The 24,644-nt window shown below is 63.8% G+C and carries 19 protein-coding genes; 4 read left to right on the top strand and 15 right to left on the bottom strand.

Features of this window, described 5'->3' with window-relative positions:
- Position 1 precedes the first annotated feature (1 nt).
- The 10 genes from gloA to AC3Z8Y_RS12395 form a co-directional block, all read right to left on the bottom strand.
- The gene (gene gloA, locus AC3Z8Y_RS12440; RefSeq protein WP_490086030.1) at positions 2-532 is read right to left on the bottom strand and encodes a lactoylglutathione lyase; all 531 of its coding nucleotides are present in this window, start codon (positions 530-532) and stop codon (positions 2-4) included.
- Between the two features lie 195 nt (positions 533-727).
- A complete protein-coding gene (locus AC3Z8Y_RS12435; RefSeq protein WP_490086029.1) occupies positions 728-1,099 on the bottom strand; it encodes a histone-like nucleoid-structuring protein, MvaT/MvaU family in 372 nt (123 codons plus the stop codon).
- A 158-nt stretch (positions 1,100-1,257) separates the two neighbouring features.
- Positions 1,258-2,730, bottom strand: coding sequence for a xylulokinase (gene xylB, locus AC3Z8Y_RS12430; protein WP_490086028.1), 1,473 nt, complete (start codon positions 2,728-2,730; stop codon positions 1,258-1,260).
- Between the two features lie 10 nt (positions 2,731-2,740).
- Complete coding sequence (locus AC3Z8Y_RS12425; RefSeq protein WP_490086027.1) at positions 2,741-4,243, bottom strand: mannitol dehydrogenase family protein; 1,503 nt, start codon at positions 4,241-4,243, stop codon at positions 2,741-2,743.
- Positions 4,244-4,257: 14 nt separating this feature from the next.
- Complete coding sequence (locus AC3Z8Y_RS12420) at positions 4,258-5,361, bottom strand: ABC transporter ATP-binding protein (protein ID WP_181117585.1); 1,104 nt, start codon at positions 5,359-5,361, stop codon at positions 4,258-4,260.
- A 16-nt stretch (positions 5,362-5,377) separates the two neighbouring features.
- Positions 5,378-6,211, bottom strand: a complete 834-nt coding sequence (locus AC3Z8Y_RS12415; protein ID WP_490086026.1) for a carbohydrate ABC transporter permease — start codon at positions 6,209-6,211, stop codon at positions 5,378-5,380.
- A 10-nt stretch (positions 6,212-6,221) separates the two neighbouring features.
- Entirely contained in the window at positions 6,222-7,148 is a 927-nt protein-coding gene (locus AC3Z8Y_RS12410; RefSeq protein WP_490086025.1) for a carbohydrate ABC transporter permease, read from the bottom strand.
- A 68-nt stretch (positions 7,149-7,216) separates the two neighbouring features.
- Entirely contained in the window at positions 7,217-8,512 is a 1,296-nt protein-coding gene (locus tag AC3Z8Y_RS12405) for an ABC transporter substrate-binding protein (RefSeq protein WP_490089993.1), read from the bottom strand.
- Between the two features lie 237 nt (positions 8,513-8,749).
- A complete protein-coding gene (locus AC3Z8Y_RS12400; protein WP_490086024.1) occupies positions 8,750-11,011 on the bottom strand; it encodes a putative bifunctional diguanylate cyclase/phosphodiesterase in 2,262 nt (753 codons plus the stop codon).
- 105 nt (positions 11,012-11,116) lie between these two features.
- On the bottom strand, positions 11,117-12,061 hold the full coding sequence (locus AC3Z8Y_RS12395) for a class I SAM-dependent methyltransferase (RefSeq protein ID WP_490086023.1): 945 nt from the start codon (positions 12,059-12,061) through the stop codon (positions 11,117-11,119).
- A 129-nt stretch (positions 12,062-12,190) separates the two neighbouring features.
- Here AC3Z8Y_RS12395 and AC3Z8Y_RS12390 point away from each other — a divergent pair, with 129 nt between their 5' ends.
- From AC3Z8Y_RS12390 to AC3Z8Y_RS12375, 4 genes are all read left to right on the top strand, one after another.
- A complete protein-coding gene (locus AC3Z8Y_RS12390) occupies positions 12,191-13,987 on the top strand; it encodes a thiamine pyrophosphate-requiring protein (protein ID WP_490086022.1) in 1,797 nt (598 codons plus the stop codon).
- Positions 13,988-14,058: 71 nt separating this feature from the next.
- Entirely contained in the window at positions 14,059-14,835 is a 777-nt protein-coding gene (locus AC3Z8Y_RS12385; protein ID WP_490086021.1) for a FadR/GntR family transcriptional regulator, read from the top strand.
- A 155-nt stretch (positions 14,836-14,990) separates the two neighbouring features.
- Positions 14,991-17,789 carry a sensor domain-containing phosphodiesterase gene (locus AC3Z8Y_RS12380; protein ID WP_490086020.1) on the top strand — a complete coding sequence of 933 codons (2,799 nt, stop codon included), beginning with the start codon at positions 14,991-14,993 and terminating at the stop codon, positions 17,787-17,789.
- A 66-nt stretch (positions 17,790-17,855) separates the two neighbouring features.
- Positions 17,856-18,359 carry a sterol desaturase family protein gene (locus AC3Z8Y_RS12375; protein WP_490086019.1) on the top strand — a complete coding sequence of 168 codons (504 nt, stop codon included), beginning with the start codon at positions 17,856-17,858 and terminating at the stop codon, positions 18,357-18,359.
- Positions 18,360-18,515: 156 nt separating this feature from the next.
- Here the strand turns inward: AC3Z8Y_RS12375 and AC3Z8Y_RS12370 are convergent, their stop codons facing one another.
- Genes AC3Z8Y_RS12370 through fni form a run of 5 tightly spaced genes read right to left on the bottom strand, consistent with a single transcriptional unit; the run spans position 18,516 to position 24,415 of the window.
- Positions 18,516-19,442, bottom strand: coding sequence for a phytoene/squalene synthase family protein (locus AC3Z8Y_RS12370; protein WP_490086018.1), 927 nt, complete (start codon positions 19,440-19,442; stop codon positions 18,516-18,518).
- Positions 19,439-20,929, bottom strand: a complete 1,491-nt coding sequence (locus AC3Z8Y_RS12365; protein ID WP_490086017.1) for a phytoene desaturase — start codon at positions 20,927-20,929, stop codon at positions 19,439-19,441. Before AC3Z8Y_RS12365 ends, AC3Z8Y_RS12370 begins: the two co-directional genes overlap by 4 nt.
- A complete protein-coding gene (crtY, locus tag AC3Z8Y_RS12360) occupies positions 20,926-22,095 on the bottom strand; it encodes a lycopene beta-cyclase CrtY (RefSeq protein ID WP_490086016.1) in 1,170 nt (389 codons plus the stop codon). Before crtY ends, AC3Z8Y_RS12365 begins: the two co-directional genes overlap by 4 nt.
- On the bottom strand, positions 22,092-23,375 hold the full coding sequence (locus AC3Z8Y_RS12355) for a glycosyltransferase (RefSeq protein ID WP_490086015.1): 1,284 nt from the start codon (positions 23,373-23,375) through the stop codon (positions 22,092-22,094). Before AC3Z8Y_RS12355 ends, crtY begins: the two co-directional genes overlap by 4 nt.
- Positions 23,372-24,415 (bottom strand): type 2 isopentenyl-diphosphate Delta-isomerase, encoded by a 1,044-nt coding sequence (gene fni / locus AC3Z8Y_RS12350; RefSeq protein WP_490086014.1) that lies wholly within the window; start codon positions 24,413-24,415, stop codon positions 23,372-23,374. The genes AC3Z8Y_RS12355 and fni overlap by 4 nt, the downstream gene beginning before the upstream one ends.
- Positions 24,416-24,644 lie beyond the last annotated feature (229 nt).

Raw genomic sequence — 24,644 nt, 5'->3', positions numbered from 1 at the left:
CTTATTCGCTGGCCAATGGCGTGGGTTGAATGATTTCCACCCAGTAATCGTCCGGGTCTTTGATAAACGCAAGGCTCTTCATGCGGCCATCGCTCAAGCGTTTCTGGAAGGTCACGCCCAGTTGTTCGAAACGCTCGCAAGCGGCGTGAATGTCTGGCACCGACACACAGATATGACCGAAGCCGCGTGGGTCGCTATTGCCGTTGTGATAGGCAAAGCTGGCGTCGTTTTCACTACCGTGATTGTGGGTTAGTTCAAGTACGCCGGGGATCGACTTCATCCAGCGATTACGCTCGGCATCGTCTTGCGGAATGCTGTCGCGCTCGACCAGCGCAAGAAAGTAGAGGCTGAACTGAGCGTCGGGGAAGTCCCGTTTTTCCACTAGGCTGAACCCCAGTACACGGGTATAGAAATCCAGCGAGCGAGTGATGTCCTTTACACGGAGCATGGTGTGATTGAACACGAAGCCCTGGGTAGCGGCGTCCGGCTGCGCGGTAACGCCCGAAACGGTGTCGAGGGTGGTGAGTGTCATGAAGTTACTCCTGATACATGCAAGCCATGAGGCGGTTCTGCGAGAGGGGGTACGACGCGGGGCGCAAGGCCATACAACGGCTGCCATGGGGCAGAAAAGAAGAAGCCCGCCGAAGCGGGCATATGGGGCGCTGTTCCTTCAGCGACCTTCATCCTGCGCGTAGCCCTGTGAAAAAAGCGTGAAGCATAATACCGTTCAGCGGCGCACCCAGCCTTCAACAGTGTCGGCGCCGTATTGGTCTTTCCAGGCGCGCAAGCCACGATGGTTGCCACCCTTGGTTTCGATAAGTTCACCCGAGTGCGGGTTTTCATAAACCTTCACCACGCGCGCCCGGCGAGTTTTTGGGGCGGCAGCCGGAGCGGCAGCGCGAGAAGAGGATGACTTGGCCGGATCCAGCAGGGCGATAATATCTCGCAGGCTCTTGTCATAATCCTTCATCAGGCCGAGCAATTTCTGCTCGAATTCGATTTCCCGTTTAAGCCCTGCATCGTTTTTCATTACCTCGAGCTGCGCGAGTTGCTCTTGTAGGGCTTTCTCGGCAGCGCGGAATTCGGCAAGTCGTGACATGGTTTTCGGCTCCGGCTGATGAAGTGTGTAACTAGAGAATAGAGCCTGAAGTCGATTAAGTAAATATCGGATGGAGTTTGCTACTTGGCTGTTAGTTGAAGGAGTTTCGAGGGCTTCGCCGGATGCAGGGGCTGGGCATCAGGCGAAGCCTGCAAGCCCTATGTTGCCAACGAAAGTATGTGCTGGCGGTAGCGTTCGTAAACGGGTTGATACGCCGCCACGTGCTCTGGGTGCGGCTCGCAGCGGGTAGTGGCATCCAACTGCACACAACGTTCGCACAGTGCTTGCAGTTCCCCCGCGCCCGCACACCAGGCGGCCTGGATCGCCGCGCCCAGGGCGGCCGCCTCGGGCTCTACGGTACAAATCACCGGAGTTGCCATTACGTCGGCCACCAGTTGCCGCCACACGGCGCTTTTCGCGCCGCCGCCGGCCAGGCGGATGTCAGCGCTGTGCATGCCCGCGGCACGCAGCAGGTCCAGGCCGTAGCGCAGGCCGAAGGTGGTGCCTTCGACAGCCGCGCGGCACAGGTTCCCCGGGTTCAGGTTAGTGGCAGTCAAGCCCAATAGCGCGCCGGTGGCATGGGGCAGGGCAGGCACCCGTTCACCGTTGAGGAACGGCAGCATCAACACCCCGTCCGCGCCGATCGGCGCCTGGGCGACTTGTTGATTGAACGCCGCCAGGTCCAGGCCGAACAAGCCGCGCACGGCACTGGTGACGTTGGTGAGGTTCATGGTGCAGATCAACGGCAGCCAGCCGCCCGAGGACGAACAGAACGTCGCCACGGCGGGCTCTTCGCACACCACCGGGGTTTCGGTAAAGCCGTATACCGTCCCCGAGGAGCCCAGGCTCATGGTGAACAGCCCCGGTTGGATGTTCCCGGTGCCAATGGCCGCCATCATGTTGTCCCCGCCGCCGCTGGCCACCACCGCCTTGGGATTGATGCCTAACTGCGCGGCCACTTCAGGCCTCACCGGCCCGATGGCCTGACGCGCCTCGACCAGTGTGGGAAGCGCCGACCGCAGGCGGCCGCTGGGGTCGATGCGGTCCAGCAGCGCGTAGTCCCACGCGCGTTCACGTACATTGAAATAGCCGGTACCCGACGCATCACCGTATTCGCTGCAGCGCTGGCCGCTCAACCAGAAGTTGAGATAGTCATGGGGCAGGAGCACGCTGCGGACCCGTTCGAACACGCCAGGGAATTGCTCCCGCGTCCATAGCAGCTTGGACACGGTATAGCCCGGCGCGATCGCCAACCCCAGCCGCTCCAGCGAACCCTGGCTACCGCCTAGTTCGGCCAGCAAGCGGTCGTTTTCAGGGGTGCTTTCGGTGTCGCACCATAGCTTGGCCGGGCGCAGCACCTCGCCCTTTTCATCCAGCAGCACCAAACCGTGTTGCTGGCCCGACACCCCCACCCCCTGGATTGCCTCTCCTGGCACGCCCGATTCGGCGAGCGCCTGGCGGCAGGCGGTGATCAATGCCTGCACCCATTCTGCCGGGTCCTGCTCGCGGCGGCCGTTGGGCTCATTCACCAGCGTATGCTCGGCCGCGCCGCGCCCAAGCACTTGCCCGCTCGCGGCGTCGAGCACCAATGCCTTGGTGCCTTGGGTCCCGCAATCAATCCCTAGAAACATGCCGCTCTCCTCACAGGGTCACCAATGCGCGCAACGCGCCTTCCACGCCGTAGGTACGCAACTGGTGCAGTTGGGCCTCGAATGCTGCGACGAATTCCGGCGATGCCGGGATCTGCTGGCCAAAGATTTCCACCACGCCCAACAAGCGCTCGGCCAGGCCGTCATCTTCTGCTACCAGGCCTTGGCAGAATTCGGCGCGAGGGTCGGGAATGGCATAACGTTGGCCTTTCTCGTCCACGCCCCGCAGGTACAGCGCCCAGGCAGCCACCACCAGTGCCGCGCGGTTCAAAGCCCCCCCGTCGCGGATCAGTGTGTTGATGGTGGGTACGGTGAACTTGGGAAATTTCGAAGAGCCGTCGGAGCACACCCGTTCCAGCTGGTCGGCAATGGCCTGGTTGGAGAAGCGTTCTATCAACGTGTTTTTGTAGTCCGTAAGGTTGATGCCAGGCACGGGCGCCAGTTGTGGTGTGACGTCCAGGTTCATGTAGTCGCGGATGTACTGCACAAACAGCGGGTCGTTCATGGTGTCGTGAACGAAGCGGTAGCCGCGCAAAAAGCCCAGGTAGGTCAGTGCCAGGTGGCTGCCATTAAGCAGCTTGATCTTCATTTCCTCGTAGGGCGTCACGTCTTCGGTGAACTGCACGCCCACGTCTTCCCAGGCCGGGCGGCCGTCGCAGAAGTTGTCTTCCAGCACCCATTGCACGAAGGGCTCGCACACCACCGGCCATGCGTCGTCGATACCGTGGCGCTCCAGCAACTGCTGCCGGTGCGCGGCGCTGGTCATCGGCGTGATGCGGTCCACCATCGCATTGGGGAAGGCCACTTGCTGCTCGATCCACTGTGCGAGCCCAGCACCATAGTTGTCCCCCGCCAAGCGGGCAAAGGCGAGCAAGGCCTTGCGGGCGACCTGGCCGTTATGCGGCAGGTTATCGCAGGACATCACCGTGAACGGGCGAATGCCCACCGCGCGCCGCCGTTGCAACGCTGCACAGAGGAAGCCGAATACAGCCTTGGGTGCATCAGGGTGCGCAAGGTCATGCTGGATCAGCGGCAAGTGGGCCATGAACTCGCCGGTGCTGTCGTCGATGCAGTAACCGCCTTCGGTGATCGTGAGCGATACGATACGAATGTTCGGGCTGGCCAATCGCTCGATCAGCGCCTCCGACGATTCTTCAGCCAGCAACATGTCTCGAATCGAACCGACCACGCGCACTTCGGTGTCGTCGGTGTCCCCCAGCTCGAACAAGGTAAAGAAGTAGTCCTGCCCGGCAAGGTCGTCGCGGGCCTTGCGGTCCTCGGCCCGCAGCCCGGCGCCGCAGATGGCCCAGTCCAGGGCCTTGCCCTGATTCATCAGTGCATCGGTATAAAACGCCTGGTGCGCGCGGTGGAAGCCGCCCACGCCAATGTGAACGATGCCTTGCACCAGCAGTTCGGGTTGGTAGGACGGGCGTTTCACCTCGTCAGGGAGGTCGTCCAATGCATCCAGGCGCAGCGTGAGAGGGGTAGTGGTCATGAAGGCTCCGAACGTCAGGCGGCCGCGCGCATAGGGTTCGCCACGGCCAGGCCGTTGGCGTCGAACAGGTGGCAATACTGGGCATCGAGGTGCAGGCTCAGCCGCTGGCCATATTGGCTGCTGAGGTCGCCACGAATGCGCAGGGTCAAGGGCTCACTGGCATCGGTGCGCACGTGGCAATAGGTATCACTGCCCAGGCGCTCGCTCACGTCAGCCACCACGCTGAGTTGGCATTGGCCGGGTTGGGCCAGCTCAAGGTGCTCCGGCCGGATGCCCACGGTCACCGGGCTGCCTTCGGCCAGGCCCGGGCCTGTGCGCGGCAGGGTGATACGGGTGCCGGCATCGAGCAGCACTTCACAACCGTCGTTGAACACCTGGCTAACCTGGCCCTTGAGGAAGCCCATTTTCGGCGTACCCAAAAAGCCCGCCACGAACAGGTTTGCCGGATGGTGATAGAGCTCCAGCGGCGAACCTACCTGTTCCACGCGCCCTGCATTGAGTACCACCACCTTGTCGGCCAGGGTCATGGCTTCTACCTGATCGTGGGTCACGTAGATCATGGTGGCCTGCAGTTCCTTGTGCAGGCGCGACAACTCCAGGCGCATCTGTACCCGCAGGGCGGCATCGAGGTTGGAAAGCGGTTCGTCGAACAGGAAGATCTTCGGGTTGCGCACGATCGCACGGCCGATGGCCACGCGCTGGCGCTGGCCCCCGGACAGCTGCTTGGGCTTGCGCTCCAGCAATGGCTGCAGCTCCAGGATCCGCGCGGCTTCGTTTACCTTGCGGTCGATGTCCTGCTTGGGTTGGCCGGCCAGGTCCAGGGCAAAGGAGAGGTTCTTGCGCACGCTCATGTGCGGGTACAGCGCGTAGGTCTGGAATACCATGGCCAGGTCGCGCTTGGCCGGGGTGACCTCGGTGATGTCGCGCCCGTCCAGTTCAATCTGCCCGCTGCTCACGTCCTCCAGCCCGGCGATCAGCCGCAGCAGGGTGGATTTACCGCATCCCGATGGGCCCACGAACACCACGAACTCGCGGTCGCGCACCTCCAGGTCGATGCCCTTGATGATTTGCAGGTCTTCGAAGCCTTTTTTCAGATTGCGTACTTTCAACGTCGCCATGACAGGCTCCTTCTTGTTATTTGACTGCGCCGAACGACAGGCCGCGCACGAGTTGTTTCTGGCTGATCCAGCCGAAAATCAGGATGGGCGCGCAGGCCAGGGTGGAAACCGCGGACAACTTGGCCCAGAACAGGCCTTCGGGGCTGGAGTAAGAGGCGATCAGCGCGGTAAGCGGCGCCGCCTGAGAGCTGGTGAGGTTGAGCGACCAGAACGCCTCGTTCCAGCACAGGATCAGCGACAGCAGCACGGTAGAGGCCAGCCCGCCCTTGGCGATGGGCAGCAGCACCCGGGCCATTTCCTGCAACAGCGTGGCGCCGTCCAGGCGGGCGGCTTCGAGGATGTCCTTGGGGATGTCCTTGAAGTAGGTGTACACCATCCACACCACGATCGGCAGGTTCACCAATGTGTAGATGATCACCAGCCCCAGCTGGGTGTCCAACAGCCCAGCGCCTTTGGCGAGCAGGTAGATGGGCATCAGTACACCTACCGGTGGCAGCATTTTGGTGGAGAGCATCCACAACAGGGTCTTGCGGGTGCGCTTGGTTTCGTAGAAGGCCATGGAGTAGGCCGCCGGCACCGCGATCAGCATGCACAGAAGGGTCGCGCTGAAGGAAATCACCACGGAGTTCCAGGCGAAGTGGAAGTAATCGCTTCGCTCCTGAATGTGCAGGTAGTTCTCCAGCGTTGGCGTGAAGAACAGCTGCGGCGGCGTGGCGAAGGCGTCCAGCTCGGTCTTGAAGCTGGTGAGCACCATCCAGAAGATCGGGAAGAAGATCACCGCCGCGATCAGCCAGGACAGCGAGCCCAAGGCGATGCTTTGCAGCCGACGGGTTTGTTTGAGGGTAGTCATGGTGGTGGCCTCAGCCCTTGTCGGTCAGGTTCTTGCCGATCATGCGAACCAGCACGATGGCGGCGATGTTGGCAATCAGCACGGCAATCAGGCCGCCGGCCGACGCCATGCCCACGTCAAATTGCACCAGGGCCTGGTTGTAAATCAGGTACGCCAGGTTGGTGGACGCAAAGCCCGGGCCGCCGTTGGTGGTGGTGAAGATCTCGGCGAACACCGACAGCAGGAAGATGGTCTCGATCATCACCACTACGGCCACTGGCCGCGCCAGGTGGGGCAGGGTGAGGTGCCAGAAGATCGCCAGGGGGCCGGCGCCGTCCAGCCGTGCGGCTTCTTTCTGCTCCTGGTCCAGCGACTGCATGGCGGTCATCAGGATGAGGATCGCGAAAGGTAGCCATTGCCACGCCACAATGATGATGATGGACAGCAGCGGGTAGTTCGCGAGCCAGTCCACCGGCTCGGCGCCGAAGAATTTCCACACCGCGGCGAGAATGCCCGACACCGGGTGGAAAATGAGGTTCTTGAACACCAGCGCGCCCACGGTGGGCATGATGAAGAACGGCGAGATGAGCATCACCCTCACCACACCACGGCCGATGAAGTCGCTGGCTTCGAGCAGGGCAGCGATCAGCACGCCGCCCACCACGCTGATCAGCAGCACACTGCCCACCAGCACCACGGTGTTCCAGGCGCCAGGCAGAAAGCCACTGTCGGTGAGGAAGAAGCTGAAGTTCTCCAGCCCTACGAAGGCGTTTTCGCCGGGGTACAGCAGGTTGTAGCGGATAAGCGAAAAATACACGGTCATCGCCAGGGGCACGATCATCCACAGCAGCAAGAGGATGACCGAGGGGCTGACGAGGAACCAGCCGGGGTTGCGGAACAGGCGACGGTTGGGCTGGCGAGGGGTTGCCAGGTCGGCCTTGAGGGTAGATGCAGTCATGATCGCGTACCTTGTTGAACCCGGGGGGCCAGACGCCCTGTGGCAGGGCCCCCGTGGGAAGGTAATGGTTACTTCGGATAGCCGGCGCGTTTCATGTCGCGCTCGGTGCTGGCCTGGGCGGCGGCCAACGCCTGATCCACGCTGGTCTGGCCGGTGAGGGCGCCTGAGAAGATCTTGCCCACCGCGGTGCCGGTGGCCTGGAACTCAGGAATAGTCACCAGTTGGATGCCCACGTAGGGCTTGTCGCTTGAGCTGGCCGGGTCGGCCATCTTCAGCGACTCAAGCGTTACCTTGGCGAACGGCGCCGCTTGCATGTAGGCATCGCTGTAGGTGGAAGCCCGCGTGCCCGGCGGGACGTTGGCAATGCCGTCTTTCTCGGCCACCAGCTTGGCGTAGTCCTCGGACGTGGCCCAGGTGGCGAAGGTGCGGGCGGCTTCCTGTTTCTTCGAACTGGCAGGGATGGCCAGCGCCCAGGAATACAACCACGACGTGCCTTTCTCGGTGGTCTGGTGCGGCGCGAAGGTGAAGCCCACGCTGTCTGCCACCTTGCTCTGGGATTTGTCGGTCACGAAGGAGCCGGCCACGCTTGCGTCGACCCAGATGGCGCACTTGCCACTGTTGAACAGCGCCAGGTTTTCGTTGAAGCCGTTGCTCGAGGCGCCGGGAGGGCCGGACTTCTTCATGTTGGTGACGTAGAAGTTGAGCGCGTCTTTCCAGGCGGTACTGGTGAACTGGGGCGCCCACTGGCTGTTGAACCAGGTACCGCCGTAGCCGTTGGCCAGGGTAGTGATCAGCGCCATGTTTTCACCCCAGCCTGGCTTGCCGCGAAGGCACAGGCCGTACTGGTCCTTGCTCTTGTCGGTGAGCTTGCTGGCAAACTCGCCGATCTGGTCCCAGGTTGGCTTCTCGGGCATAGTCAGGCCAGCGGCCTTGAACAGGTCGGTACGGTAATAGGTGATGGAGCTTTCAGCGTAGAACGGCAGGGCGTAGAGGGTTCCGTTGACGGAAAGCCCTTCGCGCACCGAAGGGAATACATCGTCGAGCTTGTAGGCGGCGGGTAGGTCTTTCATGGGCGCCAGCCAGTTCTTCGCGCCCCAGAGTGAGGCTTCGTACATGCCAATGGTCAGCACATCGAACTGCCCGCCCTGAGTAGCGATGTCGGTAGTGAGGCGCTGCCGCAACACATTTTCTTCCAGCACCACCCAGTTCAGCTTGATCTCGGGGTGCTGCTCTTCAAAGCTTTTGGACAGCCGCTGCATGCGGATCATGTCGCTGTTGTTGACCGTAGCGATGGTCAGCGTGTCTGCCGCCATGGCTGGCCCGATCAGGGCAAGGCAGCAGGTAGCGATCAAGGCGGGTGCCATGCCAGATACCGAAGCGTGAACCGAAGTGCGCATCGTGCTCTCCTCTGGCCCCAGGCATGCCGGGGCCGGTTATTGTTTTTTTTGTCCGCAAGGAAGCGGGGGCGTATGCCTGGCAACGATTACACTCCCGCCTCGTTCAGGAAACAACGCCGGGCAAGCACGCACACTGATACTTTTTTGCAGTGGGGTGTGGCAGCCGGGTGAAACCCAGGCTGGCGCCTGGTCCCACAGCGCCTGTCAGCGGGTAAGCGCGGCGCTTTGCAGCCGCTGGGCCACCCAGGCCGCGAAGGCTTCTGCGGGCATGGGGCGGCCGAAGTAATAGCCTTGCCCATAGGCGCAGCCCGCCTGGCGCAAAAATTCCATCTGTTCGGCGGTTTCCACACCTTCCGCCGTTACGCTGAACTGCAAGGCATCGCCCAGCGCAATGATCGCTTCGGTAATCGCTGCGTAGGTACGATCGCTTGGCAGGTCGCGAATGAATGCACGGTCGATTTTCAGATGGTTTACCGGTAACAGCTTGAGGTAGGCGAGTGACGAATGCCCCGTGCCGAAATCGTCGATGGCGGTGCGCACGCCCAGCGCTTGCAGCTGGGCCAGTACCTCGCACGCCCGTTCCTGGCTTTCCATCAGCAGGCTTTCGGTGACCTCCACTTCCAGCGCGGCGGCCGGTAGCCGGTTGTGCTCCAGGGCTGCGCGAACGCTGGCCACGAAATCGCTGCGGTCAATCTGCGGAGCCGCCACGTTGATCGCGACCTGGCCCTCGAAAACGCCCTGCTCGCGCCAGGCCCGCTGCTGGCGGCACACTTCGCCGAGCACCCACACGCCAATGGGAATGATCAGCCCGGTGCGCTCGGCCACGGGTATGAACACATCCGGGAAGACCATGCCCTGCACCGGGTCGCGCCAGCGCAGCAATGCCTCGGCGCCGGCAATGGCACCGGTGCGCAAGCACACCTTGGGCTGGTACCACACCTCGAATTCTTCGTGGGTCAAGGCCCGCCGCAGGGCATGTTCCAGCACCACGCGCTCGTGGATCACCGACGTCATCGCTGGCTGGTAGAAGTGATAGTCGTTGCGGCCGGCTTCCTTGGCGCTGTACATCGCCGTGTCGGCATGGCGCAGCAAGTCAGCTGCGCTGAGACCATCCAGCGGATACAGCGCCACACCCACGCTGGCCGAGACGAGTGCGGCATTGCTGTCCAGATCGAACGGTTGCTGCATCGCGTTGACCAGCCGCTGCACGATGGGCGCGGCCTGGGCCGGATCCCCCAGGTGTTGGAGAATGAAGCCGAACTCGTCACCGCCCAACCGGGCGAGGGTGTCGTTGGGCCGGATGTGCTGAGCCAGGCGCTGAGTGGCCTGATACAACAGCAGGTCGCCCAGGGCATGGCCCAAGGTATCGTTGATCACCTTGAACCCGTCGATGTCCAGCAGCAGCACCGCAAAGCCGCCGTTCTCGGCCCCGGCATCCACGGCGTGATCGAGCCGCTGCCTGAACAGCACGCGGTTGGGCAGGTGGGTCACGTTGTCGAAGTGAGCGATGCGGGCCAGCTCGGCTTCGGCCTGCTGACGCTCGCTGACTTCCCGCTTGAGGTCATGGTTGCGGCGGCTCAACAACAAGTGGCCACGCGCAAGCTGGGCGCAGAACAACGACAGCAATAGGCCGGCGCCCAGGCAAAGAGTGAACAGGCGTGAATCCAGCAGGCCCACCGATGGCCATCCGCCCCGGGGCCTGGCAGCGATCCGCCACTGGCCACCGGGTACTTCGATGTCGGCAAATACGTTGTGGCCTTGGAACAGCGCAGGGTCACCCCAGATCATGGCGCCGTCCTTGCCCAGGCCGTCCTGGCCCCGCAAGGCAATGTCCAACTCTGCCTGGGTTGTGATGCCAGCGGCTTCGAGCAAGCCGTCCACCCGCGCCACCACCGACAGTGTGCCCCAGTACTGGATTTTGCCCAGATGGCCGGTGGTGAATACCGGGCGACGATACACCAGCGCCTGCCCGCCCTGGTGAAGCTCCAGCGGCCCGGCGAGCACGCTCTGGCGTGCCTGGCGAGATTGCTCCAGCAGTTTGAACTGATCGGCCACGGTACGGAAATCCAGGCCGATCACGTCTTCGTTGCCCTCCCGCGGGTAAACATCGCGTACCACATCCTGCGGGGCGAGGGCGATATGGCTAAGGTAAGGCAGCACGCCGGTCACCTGCCGCACCATGCCGGCGAAGCGTTGAGGGCTGATGTCACCGTCAATGCCAATCAGCTGCGCCAGCCCCTCGGTTTCGCTGAACGCCGAGCGCACCTGGCTTTGGGCCTGGGCACTGACCGCACCCAGCCGTAGCCGCACGTCGGCGCGCATCTCGCGCTTGGCGTGGCGTACGTCAAGGTGCCCTATGCACCAGGCCAGCACCACCGCAACCAGCAGTATCCCCAGCGGAAGCAGGAAGATACCCCGCTGGATGCAGCGCTGGGGCAATAGCCGGTTGATCGGTGGAAAGCTCATAAGGGGGCTGGCAGGCCTGATAACTGGGAAATGGATAAGCGTGTCGCTTGTGCCAGCTGTATCGGCCGCCCCTGCAGAAAATGAATAGCGTGCTTTGCACTTTGATCAACAATCGCGCCGGCGGAACACCAGCACCTTGAGCCCGGCCTGCGGGTCGATGTCGGCGAACGCTTCGGGGTTTACCAGGCGCTCGACGAATTCCAGCGCCGGTGCTTCTGTGGCCATGGCATCGAGCAAGAACGAGGCAGGCAGCGCCGGGTCGTTCAGGCACGCCAGTACCTCCCCGTTGGGCGTCAACAGCCCCTCGAGCTTGCGCATGACTTTGGGGTAGTCGCGGGTGAGGATGAAACTCCCGCGCTGGAAAGAAGGTGGGTCCATGATGATCAGGTCGTAGGGGCCTTGCCGTGCCACCTTCCCCCAGGATTTGAACAGGTCGTGGGGCAGGAAACTGACGGCGTCCAAGGCATGGCCGTTGGCCCGGTGGTTGTCCCGGCCGCGTGCGAGCGCCGGGCTGGACATGTCCAGGTTCACCACACTGTTTGCGCCGCCCGCGATGGCTGCCACGGAAAATGCGCAGGTATAGGCAAACAGGTTGAGTACACGCTTGCCGGCCGCGTGGCTGCGTACCCAGCGATGGCCCTCGCGCATGTCCAGGAAGAAACCGCTGTTCTGCGCCTTCCCGGGGTCGATCCAGTAAGCCAGCCCGTCTTCATGAATCAGCCGGGGGCCAGTGGCGCCGCCGGCAACCCATGTGGATGGGCTGCCGTCCAGGTAACGCTCCTGCAATAACAGCCCGTCCAGCCCTGCCGCCAACCATTCGGCAGACGCCGCTATTTCCTCCAGCAGGGCCAGCAGGCAATCGCGGCCGTTACCCTCCAGCGCCTTGAACAGCGTGACCTGCAGCACACCTTCGAGCCAGTCCACAGTCACCTGTTCCAACCCCGGAAAGCGGCGCCCGCGCCCATGCAGCAATCGCTGGGCCTCGACCGGCCGCGCAGCGAGGGCGGCCTGCAGGCACTGGCGCAATTGGAGGAGGGCGTTGGCTTCCATGGGCGGGGCTCGGGCAATGAAAAGGGCGGCGATTCTAGCCAATGCCGAAGGCTTTCGGAAAAAAATGGAACCACCGCGCACGCCGCAACGGTCTAGAACCCAAACGTACCGGGTGAAAGAGAGGTTTTCATGGCCAGCATGACCGTCGGTGATTTTCTCGTGGAACGGCTGTACCAGTGGGGGGTAAGGCGGATATTCGGCTACCCCGGTGACGGTATCAACGGTGTCTTCGGCGCGCTGGCGCGGGCCAACGGCAAAATCGAGTTCGTTCAAGCCCGGCATGAGGAAATGGCCGCATTCATGGCCAGTGCGCACGCCAAGTTCACTGGCGAACTGGGCGTGTGCATCGCAACCTCCGGGCCCGGCGCCAGCCATTTGATCACCGGCCTGTACGACGCACGGCTGGACCATATGCCCGTGCTAGCCATCGTCGGCCAGCAGGCACGTACCGCGCTGGGGGGGCATTACCAGCAGGAGCTGGACCTGGTATCCATGTTCAAGGACGTGGCAGGGGCGTTCGTTCAACAGGCCAGTGCCCCCTCGCAGGTGCGCCACCTTGTGGATCGCGCCATCCGCACTGCCGTGGGAGAGCGCCGGGTGACTGCCCTGGTGCTGCCCAACGACCTCCAGGAAGAACCCTATAGCGAGCCCGCGCGGGCCCATGGCACGGTGCACTCCGGGGTGGGCTACAGCCAACCGAGGGTGGTGCCGTACGAGCACGACCTGCAACGCGCCGCGGATGTGCTGAACAGCGGCGAACGCGTGGCCATCCTGGTAGGGGCCGGTGCCTTGGGCGCGGCCCATGAGGTGACCCAGGTCGCCGAACTGCTTGGCGCGGGCGTGGCCAAGGCCCTGCTGGGTAAGGCAGTGCTCCCGGATGACCTCCCTTGGGTTACCGGCTCCATCGGCCTGCTAGGGACCGAACCGAGCTACAAGCTGATGATGGAATGCGACACCTTGTTGATGATCGGCTCAGGCTTCCCTTATTCCGAGTTCCTGCCCAAGGAAGGCCACGCCCGTGGGGTGCAGATCGACCTCGCCCCCGACATGCTCAGCCTGCGCTACCCCATGGAGGTGAACCTCACCGGGGATGCGGCGCAAACGCTCACAGCGCTGATCCCCTTGCTGCTGGACAAGGACCGCAGCGCGTGGCGCAAGCGCGTCGAAGGCTGGCGCGCCGATTGGGAGGACACCCTCACCAAGCGTGCGCTGGTGCATGCCAACCCGATCAACCCGCAGCGCGTGGTGTACGAGTTGTCGCCGCGCCTGCCCGACGAGGCCATCATCACCAGTGATTCCGGGTCCTGCGCCAACTGGTTCGCCCGTGATCTGAAGATCCGCCGGGGTATGCAGTGCTCGCTGTCCGGCGGCCTGGCATCCATGGGTGCCGCGGTGCCTTACGCCATTGCCGCCAAGTTCGCCTGGCCCGAAAAGCCGGTGATTGCCCTGGTGGGCGATGGCGCCATGCAGATGAACAACATGGCCGAATTGATCACCGTGGCCAAGTACTGGCGCCAATGGGCCAACGGCCGGTGGATCTGCGCGGTCTTCAATAACGAGGACCTGAACCAGGTCACCTGGGAACAGCGCGTGATGGAAGGCGACCCCAAGTTCGAGGCCTCCCAGAACATTCCGGACGTGCCGTATTACCGATTTGCCGAATCCATTGGCCTGAAGGGTATTTTCGTCAACAGTGACGAACAGGTGGCCGGTGCCTGGGAAGAAGCGCTGGCCAGTGACCGGCCGGTGGTAATCGAATTCAAGACCGACCCCAACGTACCGCCGTTGCCGCCCCATATCAAACTCGAGCAGGCGAAGAAGTTTGCCTCGGCGTTGCTCAAGGGTGACCCTGACGAAGCCGGCATCCTGGTGCAGACGGCACGCCAAGTGCTTGGCGCGGTACTCCCAGGCCACAAGAAGGACTGATGAGAGGGCGGGAAGGGCCTGTTGTCCAACTTTGGCAACAGGCCCATACGTTCCTATATGATGTGGCCATCTTGTTTTCATATAAGCAGAACGCCTTGGCGACCGACCTTCCTGTTTCCCCCGGCTTGCCCCGCCGCCCGCGCAACCTTGCCCAGGCACTGGTCGATGACTTTTCCCGGCGTATTGGCGAGGGCGCGCTCAAACCGGGGGACAAGCTCCCCAGTGAAGTGGAATTGATGGAGACCGGAGGCGTGAGCCGCTCGGTGGTCCGCGAGGCACTGTCCCGGCTGCAAGTGGCAGGGCTGGTCGAAACGCGGCGTGGCATCGGTACCTTCGTGCTCAATGCGTCAGGCAGCGCCAGCCCCAGGCTGGACCCTTCCACCATTGTGACCCTGCAGGACGTGGTGGCCATCCTGGATGTGCGCATGAGTTTCGAAGTGGAAGCCGCCGGTATTGCCGCCCTGCGGCGTACCGACGCGCAACTGGCAGCCTTGGGCGAGGCGCTGGAGCGTTTTGAACGTGCCAGTGATACCGGCAGCTCGCTGGTGTCGGACTTCCAGTTCCATCTGCAGATCGCCAACGCCACCAATAATCGCTATTTTGTGGAAATCGTCACGCACTTCGGCACCAGCATGTTCCCCAGGGCGCGGCTCAATACCGTGGCGATCGCTCGGCTGGATCGGCAACAGGCGCATAGCCGGCTGGTGGGCGAGCATGAACACATCTACAACGCGATTGCCCGGTGCGACTACGACGCCGCCCGCGCGGCCATGCGCGTTCACCTTGCCAACAGCCGGGCGCGGGTGATCAAGTCCCATGAACAGCGCGAGCGGGAAGCGCTTCAATAAGCGCACTTGTCGCTTGTAAGGCCTTGAACGTGCGGTCCCGCTAGCGGGCGCACGTTTTATGCATGTAGTATCAGCACTGAAAAAAGTGATGGCCCCTGGCCATAGCGGCACGCGTGACAGGATGATGGACCCCGTGGGTACAGCTTGGAGCATGCATGAGTTCGCAGGATTCGACGTTGCCAAGCCTCACCCGTTTGCTGGATGAGGCAAGGGAGCAAGCCCGGGACAGGGCATGGGCATTCTATCGGGCTGGGGAGCAGTTGCTGCTCGCTGGGCGTGGCGACGCGCCCGCAAGCTGGCCTGGTGCGCTGGACGAGGCTCAGCTTGACGGCTACTGCCAGCGTGAACGCCTGCATCGCTGGGCCACCGGCCGTGGCGAGAGCGTTCTGGGCTGGCTGCTGGTAAGCGAAAGTGACCGCGACAACCCGCAATTCATCGACCTGGCCATGCGCCTGGGCCTGCGCCTGCAAAGTGATGCGCTGATACGCGCTCAGCATACCCAGCGCGTGTTGTATGGCATTACCAACCTGGCCAGTTCCACGCATGACCGGGCCAGCTTCATGGTGGGCGTGCACCGCCAGCTGGCAGACCTGATCGACGCGGAGAACTTCTACCTGGCGCTGTACGACCAGCGCTCGGGGCAAGTCACCTATCCCTACTACGTGGACACCACTGACACGGAAGCCGTGGAGGCCGACGCCAACGAATACCTCGATCCCGAGCGGCTGTCCCTGACCGGCAATGTATTGACATCGGGCCAGCCAATGCTCATCGACGCCGCCGGCATCGCCCTTGCCAGCGCGCAGAATCGCTTCCATTGCGTGGGCCACAAGCCGGAGTTCTGGATGGGCGCGCCGCTCAAGAACGCGTCGGACCAGGTCTTCGGCATGATCGCCATGCAGGTGTATGACGTGGAGCGGGTGTACAGCCAGGAGGACCGTGCGCTGTTTTTGGTGGTGGCGCGCCACGTGGCCATGGCCCTTGACCGCATCCTCCACCGCGCTCACCTGGAGCGCACGGTGGCCGAGCGTACGCGAGAGCTGTCGCAGCTCAACGATGCCTTGCGCCAGCAAGTGACGGAGCGCGAGCGTGCCGAACACCTGCAAAGCGCCTTGTTCCAGATCGCCGAACTGTCGAGCCAACAAGGCGACATGGCCGAGCTGTTCTCACGCCTGCACGCCATTGTGGGTGAGCTGCTGTACGCCCGAAACTTTTACATTGCGTTGTACGACATCGCTCAGGATGAAGTGACCTTCCCGTACTACATTGACGAAGTGCTGTCCGTTCGCCCGCAGCCTCGGCGTGGCCGTCGGGGGTTGACCGAGTACGTGATCCGCCAGCGGCGCCCGTGCCTCATCGACTTCGATGACGCCAGCCGGCTGATGGAAGCCGGCGAGATTCAGAACAACAATGACCCGGTGCGCTCCCAATCCTGGCTGGGCATTCCGCTGTTCGATGACGAGCAGGTGCGTGGCGTGCTGGTGGTGCAAAGCTACATCCCGCAGATCCGCTACACCTTGCGCGACCAGGAGCTGCTCACGTTCGTGTCTCGGCATATCGACACCGCGCTCGCCCGGCGCAGCGCCGCCGAAGCCGTGCACGCCGCCAACCTCAAGCTCGAAGCCCGGGTGCAGGATCGCACCCGCGAACTGGACCTGGCCAACGCCAAGTTGCAGCACGAGAACGCCCATGACGCATTGACCGGCCTGCCGAACCGCAGCCACCTCCAGGACCGTTTGGGCCAGGCGTGGCAGGACTTCCGTGGGCAAGGCCGGCAATTGGTAGTGATGTTCCTGGACCTTGACCGTTTCAAGCTGATCAACGACAGCCGGGGTCATCATTTTGGCGACCTGTTGCTGATGGAAGCCGCGGCGCGCTTGCGCAGCTGCCTGCGTGACACTGACCTGCTGGCCCGGCTGGGCGGTGACGAGTTTGCGGTGCTCGCGCCCGAGGCGCCGGTGGATGTGGCGGTCGGTATCGCCGAGCGCATCCTTGCCGCCTTCGACTTGCCGTTCCATATCGACGGCCAGGCGGTGTTTTCTTCGTGCAGCATTGGCATCGTGAGCGCCGATGAGCAGTTCCACCAGGAACCTGCCGACCTGCTGCGGGACGCCGATACCGCGATGTATCGGGTGAAAAACGGCGGGCGGGACAGCTACGCGGTGTTCAACCAGGAGCTGCGACGCGAATTTTCCGACCAGGTAGAGCGCGAAGGTGCGCTACGCAATGCGCTCAAGGGCAATGAGGAGCTGGTGCCGTATTTCCAGCCTATCGTCGATGTGGCCAGCGGCAGGCTGGTGGCGCTGGAGGCCTTGATCCGCTGGCGCCAGCCCGACGGCCAGGTGCTGGCGCCCGGGGCGTTTCTCCCGGCACTGGAGGGCCTGAGGCTGATCGGCCGGCTGGACCTGTACATGTTGCGCTGCGTGGCAACCATCCTAGCGCGGCCGGAAAACGGTCACTGGCCGCCGGTTCACGTGAACTGCTCCAGCTACAGCATCACCCGCCCGGAATTTGCCGATGAAGTGCTCGAACTGCTGGGGTACTACGGCGTGAGCCCTGGACGGGTATGCCTGGAGCTCACTGAAGGCGCTCTGGTGGCCGAACCAGAGCTGGCGCGCCAGAGCATGCAAAAGCTGGCGGACCAAGGCATGTCGGTGGTGCTGGATGATTTCGGCGCGGGGTTCTCCTCGCTCAGCTATGTGCATCAGTTCCGCTTCACGGGCCTGAAGATCGACAAGTCGTTCATCCTTGAACTCACCTCCAGCAGCCGCAGCCGGGCGATCGTGCGGGCGATCGTGCGCATGGCCGAATCGCTGGGGCTGTCCGTCGTGGCGGAAGGCGTGGAGGATGCCGCCTCCCTGAACCTGCTTCGCGAAATGGGCACCGGCCAGGCGCAGGGGTACCACTTCGCCCGGCCCATGGCGATCGAGTCGCTGCAGCAAGGCTGGCTTTGACGTTCCGGCCAGCCGGGGGAACCCCAGGGCCCAAGGGTTGCCCAACGGCTGTCGAGGAGCTCGCGAATGCTTGAAGCGCTGATAGTGTTGATGACCGTGGTGGCAATGGAAGGGGTGTCCATCCTTGCTCATAAATACATCATGCATGGGTGGGGGTGGGGCTGGCATCAATCCCACCACCAGCCGCGCACTGGCTGGTTCGAGCGCAACGACCTGTATGCAGTGGTGTTCGCCGGGATCGCCATCGGTTTGATCGCCTACGGAACGAGCGGTGCTTATCCGCTGCAGTGGATCGGTGCCGGCATGACCGCCTACGGCGCCCTGTACTTCATCGCCCACGACGGGCTGGTGCATCGCCGCTGGCCCATGAACTACCTGCCTCGGCGCGGTTACCTCAAGCGCCTGTACCAAGCACACCGGCTGCACCATGCGGTAGGCGGCAAGGAAGGGTGCGTGTCGTTCGGCTTTCTGTATGCCCCGCCTGTTGCCAAGCTGAAGCAGCGGTTACGCAAACTCCGGCCTTCCGATCTCCAGGCCGATTCGCGAGCTTCGCCCGCTTCCCACAGGTGAGCAAGCTCCTTGAGGCATCAGGATGAACCCGGTGGGACCGGGGGAAGCCGAAGGCGGAGCCCGGGAATGGGAGGGCTATCGCCGGATGGCCGGCCCCGCCGCTTCCCACCGGCGGCAGATCCCACGCGCGCCAGGCGGGGATATCACAGAACATCACTAGGCTGGGGCCGCCCATAGCCCCTGTGGCCGGGCCGGGTGGTGGGTGAAGCGCGCGCGGCCTGCGGTGTACAGTGCCTTGCCCAGCAACATCAGTTTCTCGCTCTTGCTCGTCCCCTGGCGCTTGTCCCAGGCAGCCGGGCCCGCGGCGCGTACCTTCAGGCCGATGGCCCGGTACACTTCCAACGCCGTGGCCACTGCCCAGGCGCAGCGCGGCGGTAGCGCACCGATGCCGGCCACTGCGGAGGCATAGTAAGGTTCGGCAGCTTCGACCAGTCGATTCGCCAGGATGGCCAGGGCCGGGCGATACGCCGGCGCGGCAAGCTCGGCCTCCGGTATCCCCAGTTCTTCCAGCCAGGCGTGTGGCAGGTAGCACCGCCCCACGCCAGCGTCCTCCACGATGTCGCGGGCGATATTGGTCAACTGAAACGCAAGCCCAAGGTCGCAGGCCCGCTGAAGAACGGCTGGGGAGGTCACGCCCATCACCTGCGCCATCATCAGCCCCACCACCCCGGCGACGTGGTAGCAGTATTCGAGCGTCTCTTCCAAAGTTTCGTAGCGCCGGCCTTCCACGTCCATGGCGAAGCCATCCAGGTGCGCGAAGGCGTGGCGGGCTTCGATACCGTGCTCGCGTGCTACGGCTTGAAACGCCGCGAACGCCGGGTCGCTCACGGGCTCGCCACGGTAGGCCGCCGCGGTGGTTTCCCGCAGTTGCTCCAGGCGCGCCAGGGCTTCACCCGGTGGCGGCGGCAGGCCATCGTGCCCCAGCACCTGACCGTCGATCACGTCGTCACAGTGGCGGCACCAGGTATACAGCAGCAGCGCGCTTCGGCGTGTGTGCGGGTCGAACAGCCTGGACGCGGCTGCAAAGCTCTTGGAACCCTGGCGCATGGTCTCGCTGGCATGATCGAGCAACGGCTGGTTCATGGTGCCAGGTCCTCGAGCATCAGCCGGGCGGTGGCCTTGGCCGAGCCGATCACACCGGGAACGCCAGCCCCGGGGTGGGTGCCGGCGCCTACCAGGTAAAGGTTGGGGATTTCATCGTCACGATTGTGTGGGCGGAACCACGCGCTTTGCCGTAACAAGGGCTCGAGCGAGAAGGCCGAGCCCAGGTGCGCGCCCAGCTGGTCGCGGAAATCCTCGGGGGTGAACATGCGGCTGGTGACCAGTTGGCTGCGCAGGCCCGGCATGTAGCGTTCTTCAAGGTAATCGAAGATGCGTTCTCTCAACCGCGGGCCTTCCTGCGCCCAATCCAGGGGGGCATTGCCCAAGTGGGGCACCGGCGCGAGCACGTAGTGGGCGCTGCAGCCCGGCGGGGCGAGGGACGGGTCTGTTACGCAAGGGGCATGCAAGTACAGCGAGAAGTCGTCCGCCAAGTGCTTGCCATGAAAGATGTCCTGTATCAGGCCCTGGTACCTTTGGCCGAAACACACGGTATGGTGCGCGAGCCCGGGCTGCAGCCGATCAAGGCCGAAATACAGCACGAACAGTGAGTTGCTTGCCCGCTTGCCCGCCAGGGCCTTGCCGTGGCGCTGGCCGCGGGGATGCGCGGCCAACAGCTGTTTGTAGGTATTCACCACGTCCGCATTGGAGGCCAGGGCGACGGCGGGAATGGAGCGGCCATCCGCCAGGCGAACGCCACTCACCCGCCCGTGGTGGGTGTCGATGGCGCTTACTTTCGCGTTCAGTTCCAACCGGCCACCGAGGTCCTGGTACAGCCGCACCAGCCCCTGTACAAGGGCGCCGGTGCCGCCGCGAGGAAACCACACGCCCCACTCGCGCTCCAGCGCGTGGATCAGGGTGTAGATGGACGAGGCAGCGAACGGGTTGCCACCCACCAGCAGGGCATGGAACGAAAACGCCTGGCGCAGGCGCTCATCCTTGATGAATTTCGACACCATGCCGTAAACGCTGCGCCAGGCTTGCAGCCGAGCCAGGCTGGGGCCGGCCCGCAACATGTCGCGGAATGACAGAAAAGGCACACTACCCAACTTGAGGTAGCCCTCCTCGAACACCGCTCGGGAATACTTGAGGAAACGCCGGTAGCCTTCGACATCCGCCGGGTTGAACCCATGGATCTGTCGCTCCAGGGCGTCCTGATCATTGGCGTAGTCGAAGCGGCTGCCGTCCTCCCAGCACAGCCGATAAAACGGCGTGACCGGCAGCAACTCCACGTAGTCGGCCATGCGTCGGCCCGCCACCTGAAACAACTCTTCAATTGCGGTGGGGTCGGTGATCACCGTGGGCCCGGCATCGAATACAAAGCCTTCGTCTTCATACACGTAGGCGCGGCCGCCCGGCTTGTCCCGGGCCTCGAGCAGCACGGTTTGCCGGCCTGCGGCCTGAAGGCGGATCGCAAGCGCCAGGCCACCGAAACCTGCGCCTGTCACCACCGTCACTGGGGTGTCTGTCATGGTTCTTCCTGTACAGGTGGAGCGTAATCGAGCATGGCCTTTACCGCAGGCCCCACGGGGACGGGCGGTTTGCCCAGGAGCAAGCGTGCCTTGTCGGCCAGCGTGGGCGTGCCTGCATAAAAGCGTTGGATCAGCCCGGGCGCCAGGCGGTGGAAGCGTTCCAATACGCGCCAGCGGTTGTGGGGCGTTCCCGCCAGGAACAACATGCGGTTAAGCAGCCGGAAGAAACGCTGGCGCCGCCACAGTGCCCGCCGATAGCGGTAGAGCACGGCTTGAAGGGCGTCGCTGTCAAAGGAGGGCGTGGCGGCGATCAGGTCGGCCAGGCGCACCGCTTCGGGCAGGGAATAACCGGTGACCGGGTGAAACAGCCCCGCCCGCAGGCCGCTGCGCGCCACGCCGTTGCCTTGGGCATAGAACGCTTCGAAGCGCCCGGCCAGAACAATGGGCAGGCTGCCTTGCTCCTCGCGTATAACCTCGGTGATCGTCCAGCCCTGCGCTTGCGCATACGCGCTCACCCGTTCACGCAAACGCATCGGCTCGAACTGGCCTCCGTCGGTGTAATAGGTGTCCTCGATCAGCAACCGGTCTTCGGCCAGCGGTAGCACGTACACGAAGCGATAACCGTCATGCTGGGCCACGCTGGCATCCATCACGGTGGGCAGCGCCAGCCCGTGGGGGGTTGCCAGCCGTACCTCCTGCCCCAGAAAACGCTGGTACCCCAAGCGCAGGTGGCCGGAAGCTTCCAGCCCCCTGCCATCGATAACGGCACCCGCATGCAGGGTCTCGCCACTGCCCAGTTGTACGGTGTCCGGGGTGAGCCGCTGCACCGTGGCGCCCAACATCAGGTTGCGGCCCAGGGCTGCGGTAATCGTGCGGGCAAAGTGTTCACCACTGATGCTGCAGTAGGCACTCGCAAACGTACGCTGCAAATTGGGGAAGCGGACCTGATACCCCGGCCAGCGATGGCTTACCAGCGGACCGACCCAGCGGAGCTGATCGGCACAAAGGTCGCTTTCATGGAATGACCAGGTGTGGGCATCGCCCAGGGTTGCCGCCTGTTCGATGGTCAGCACCGACAGCTCGGGGCGGGCCATTCGCAGGCGCCAGGCGATCAGCCCATTGGCCAGGCCCGCGCCCACCAGTATCAGATCCCAGGTGCGCTTCATGGTACGGGCTCGGCATACACGGGGCGGCGCCGGGTTACCGCCTGTTCGATGATCGCCGCCGCGCGTTGCGCACCGCCGGCCAGTTGCAGCTCGTGGTCAAGGGTAGCCAGCCGGCCGCTGAATTCGCCTTCGCTCAGCAACACGTCCAGCCGCTGCGCGATCGTTTGCCAGCGGCTACGGTGCCAGGCATGCAACCCAAGGCCCGCATGCTGCACACGCGCGGCCACCCCCGGCTGATCGAACGCCACGGGCAGGGCGAGAATAGGCGTTCGCGCCACCACGGCGTCCATGACGGTATTCAGGCCGGCATGGCTGATCACGGCGTTTGCCTGGCGCAGTACCTGGGGTTGGTTGGCAAAGTCGGTGACCCAGGTGGCGCCCAGCCGCTTCAGTCGCTCACTCTGGGCTGCATCGAGGCCACCGCAATGGGCGATCAGCAATTGAACGTCGACTGCCTTGCAGGCCTTTGCGATGCGCCGGAACAAGCCGTACCGATGGCCTTGCAGGGTACCCAGGGACGCGAAGACGAAAGGGCGCTCGCGCTCCACCGGCCAGGGTTGATCGTCGGCGAGCAGGCGAGAGGGGGTGCGCAGCGGGCCAACGTGATGGAAGCAGGCCGGCAAGGCCCGACGGGGAAAGTCCAGGCCAGGCAGGGTCTGGCTGAGCTGGGCCAGGTTGGACAAGTACTCGTGCAGCCCACGCCGAGGCGGTAGCCCAAAGGCCTTGGCACGTTTTTCCAGTACTCGGCCGTGGGGCGCCATCAGCGCGTCATAGATGCGCGCAGAGGTGCCATACACCTTGAGCATGCGCGGGTCGTCCTCCCATGGAAACGGCATGACCGGCAGGGGCATGCCAGGCTCGCGGTTGACCGGCAGGGCACAGGCAACCGATACAAACGGCAACCCCAACGCCTCAGCCACCAGCCCGCCGGCGGCTTCCATCTGATCGCAGATCAACGCATCCACGCGCAACGCTGTGAGCGCTTCGGGAAGCTCGGCGCAGAGCATGTCGGTGCTGGCCGCCATGTCGCGGATCACCCGGCGTACGGCCAGCCCGGCGGGGCGAGCAGCATGGCGCAGCACCAGGCCCAGGCTGCCGGGCGGATGGCTATCGAGCCCCAGTGGATGGAAGGCGATGCGGTTGTCGCGCAGCAAGGCGCCTGCTTCCAGTTGTTGGAAGAAGGTCACCCGATGGCCAAGGTCGATAAGCCGCCCGGCCAGGGCTTGCAACGCTTGGAAATGGCTGAACAAGGGTGGCGCAACCACGCCGAAATGAGTCACGGAGCGGGCGCCTCCCGTACCAGCGTCGCCTGCCTGAGCTGTGCGAGGTTGGCAGAGCCTGTGCAGAAACACGCGATCTGCAGTTGGCGCAAGGCAACCTGGAAGTGCGCAACTACGGCCTCTGGCGAGTCGGTGGCGCTGCGCAGTACCGCCGCCGCCTGGCCCGCCAGGTCCGCACCTAGTGCGATTGCCTTGGCCATGTCGATCCCGTTACGGATGCCGCCCGAGGCGATCAAGGGTATTTGCGGCAGGCGTTGGCGTACGGCGCGCAGGGCGTCCGAGGTGGGTATACCCCACTGACTGAAGGCGGCTGCGATCTCTTTTTCAGCGGCCGTGGTCGCGCGTTCCGCCTCCACTGCCGCCCAGTGCGTACCGCCCATACCAGCGATGTCCAGCGCCGCGACCCCCGCCTCGGCCAGGCGTACGGCCACCGCCGCACTGAGCCCGCTGCCTACTTCCTTGACGATCACCGGCACTTCAAGCCGGACAACGGCCTGCGCGATGGCATCGGCCACACCACGCCAATCGCTGTCGCCGCCGGGCTGAACCGCCTCCTGGAGGGGGTTGAGGTGGATGATCAGGGCATCGGCGGCGATCATGTCCACGGCCCGGCGCGCCAGGTCCAGCCCTGCGGGCGTACGCAGTTGCGCGCCGCCCAGGTTGGCCAGCAGCAGGATGTCCGGGGCGCGCTGGCGCAATTCCCGGGTAAGCCCTCGGTCCGCCCCGGTCTCCAGCGCTACCCGCTGAGAGCCCACCGCCATGGCAAGCCCCAGCGTTTGCGCGGCTTCGGCCAGGTGATGGTTGATCTCCCGGGCACGGCTGGCGCCGCCTGTCATAGAGCTGATCAACACGGGGGCACGCAGCGGCTTACCCAGGAATGATGTGCTCAGGTCCACGGCATCCAGAGCCAGTTCAGGCAAGGCGCAATGCTCGAAGTGCCAATGTTCGAAGCCCGTACGCCCACTGCTTTTCGCGCGTGCCGGATCCAGCACGATCTCCAGGTGATCGTTCTTTCGGTCAAGCAGATCCACATGATTCATCGCGGCTCCGGGAGTATTCCTGAAAATCCACTGTCAGTTATGCAGGGTCGGCTATTTTGTAGAGGGTTGGTATAGCGTCCGCGCGCTGTTAAGGCAGCGCCGGTGGCAAGGCGTTCCCCAGCGTGCGCGTCAACCTCGAAATTTAGTGCCGGCCTTGCCCTCGGGGCGCTGAGCTGGGCGGGCGGCGTTTAATGCCAGCCGCCCCGGGCCCGGCAAAGGCGTGGTGCCT

It is taken from the genome of Pseudomonas sp. 3MAES_34.3B, from assembly GCF_058145875.1.
Note: the sequence above shows the minus strand (reverse complement) of the source record. Positions and strands in the feature narration are given on the sequence as shown.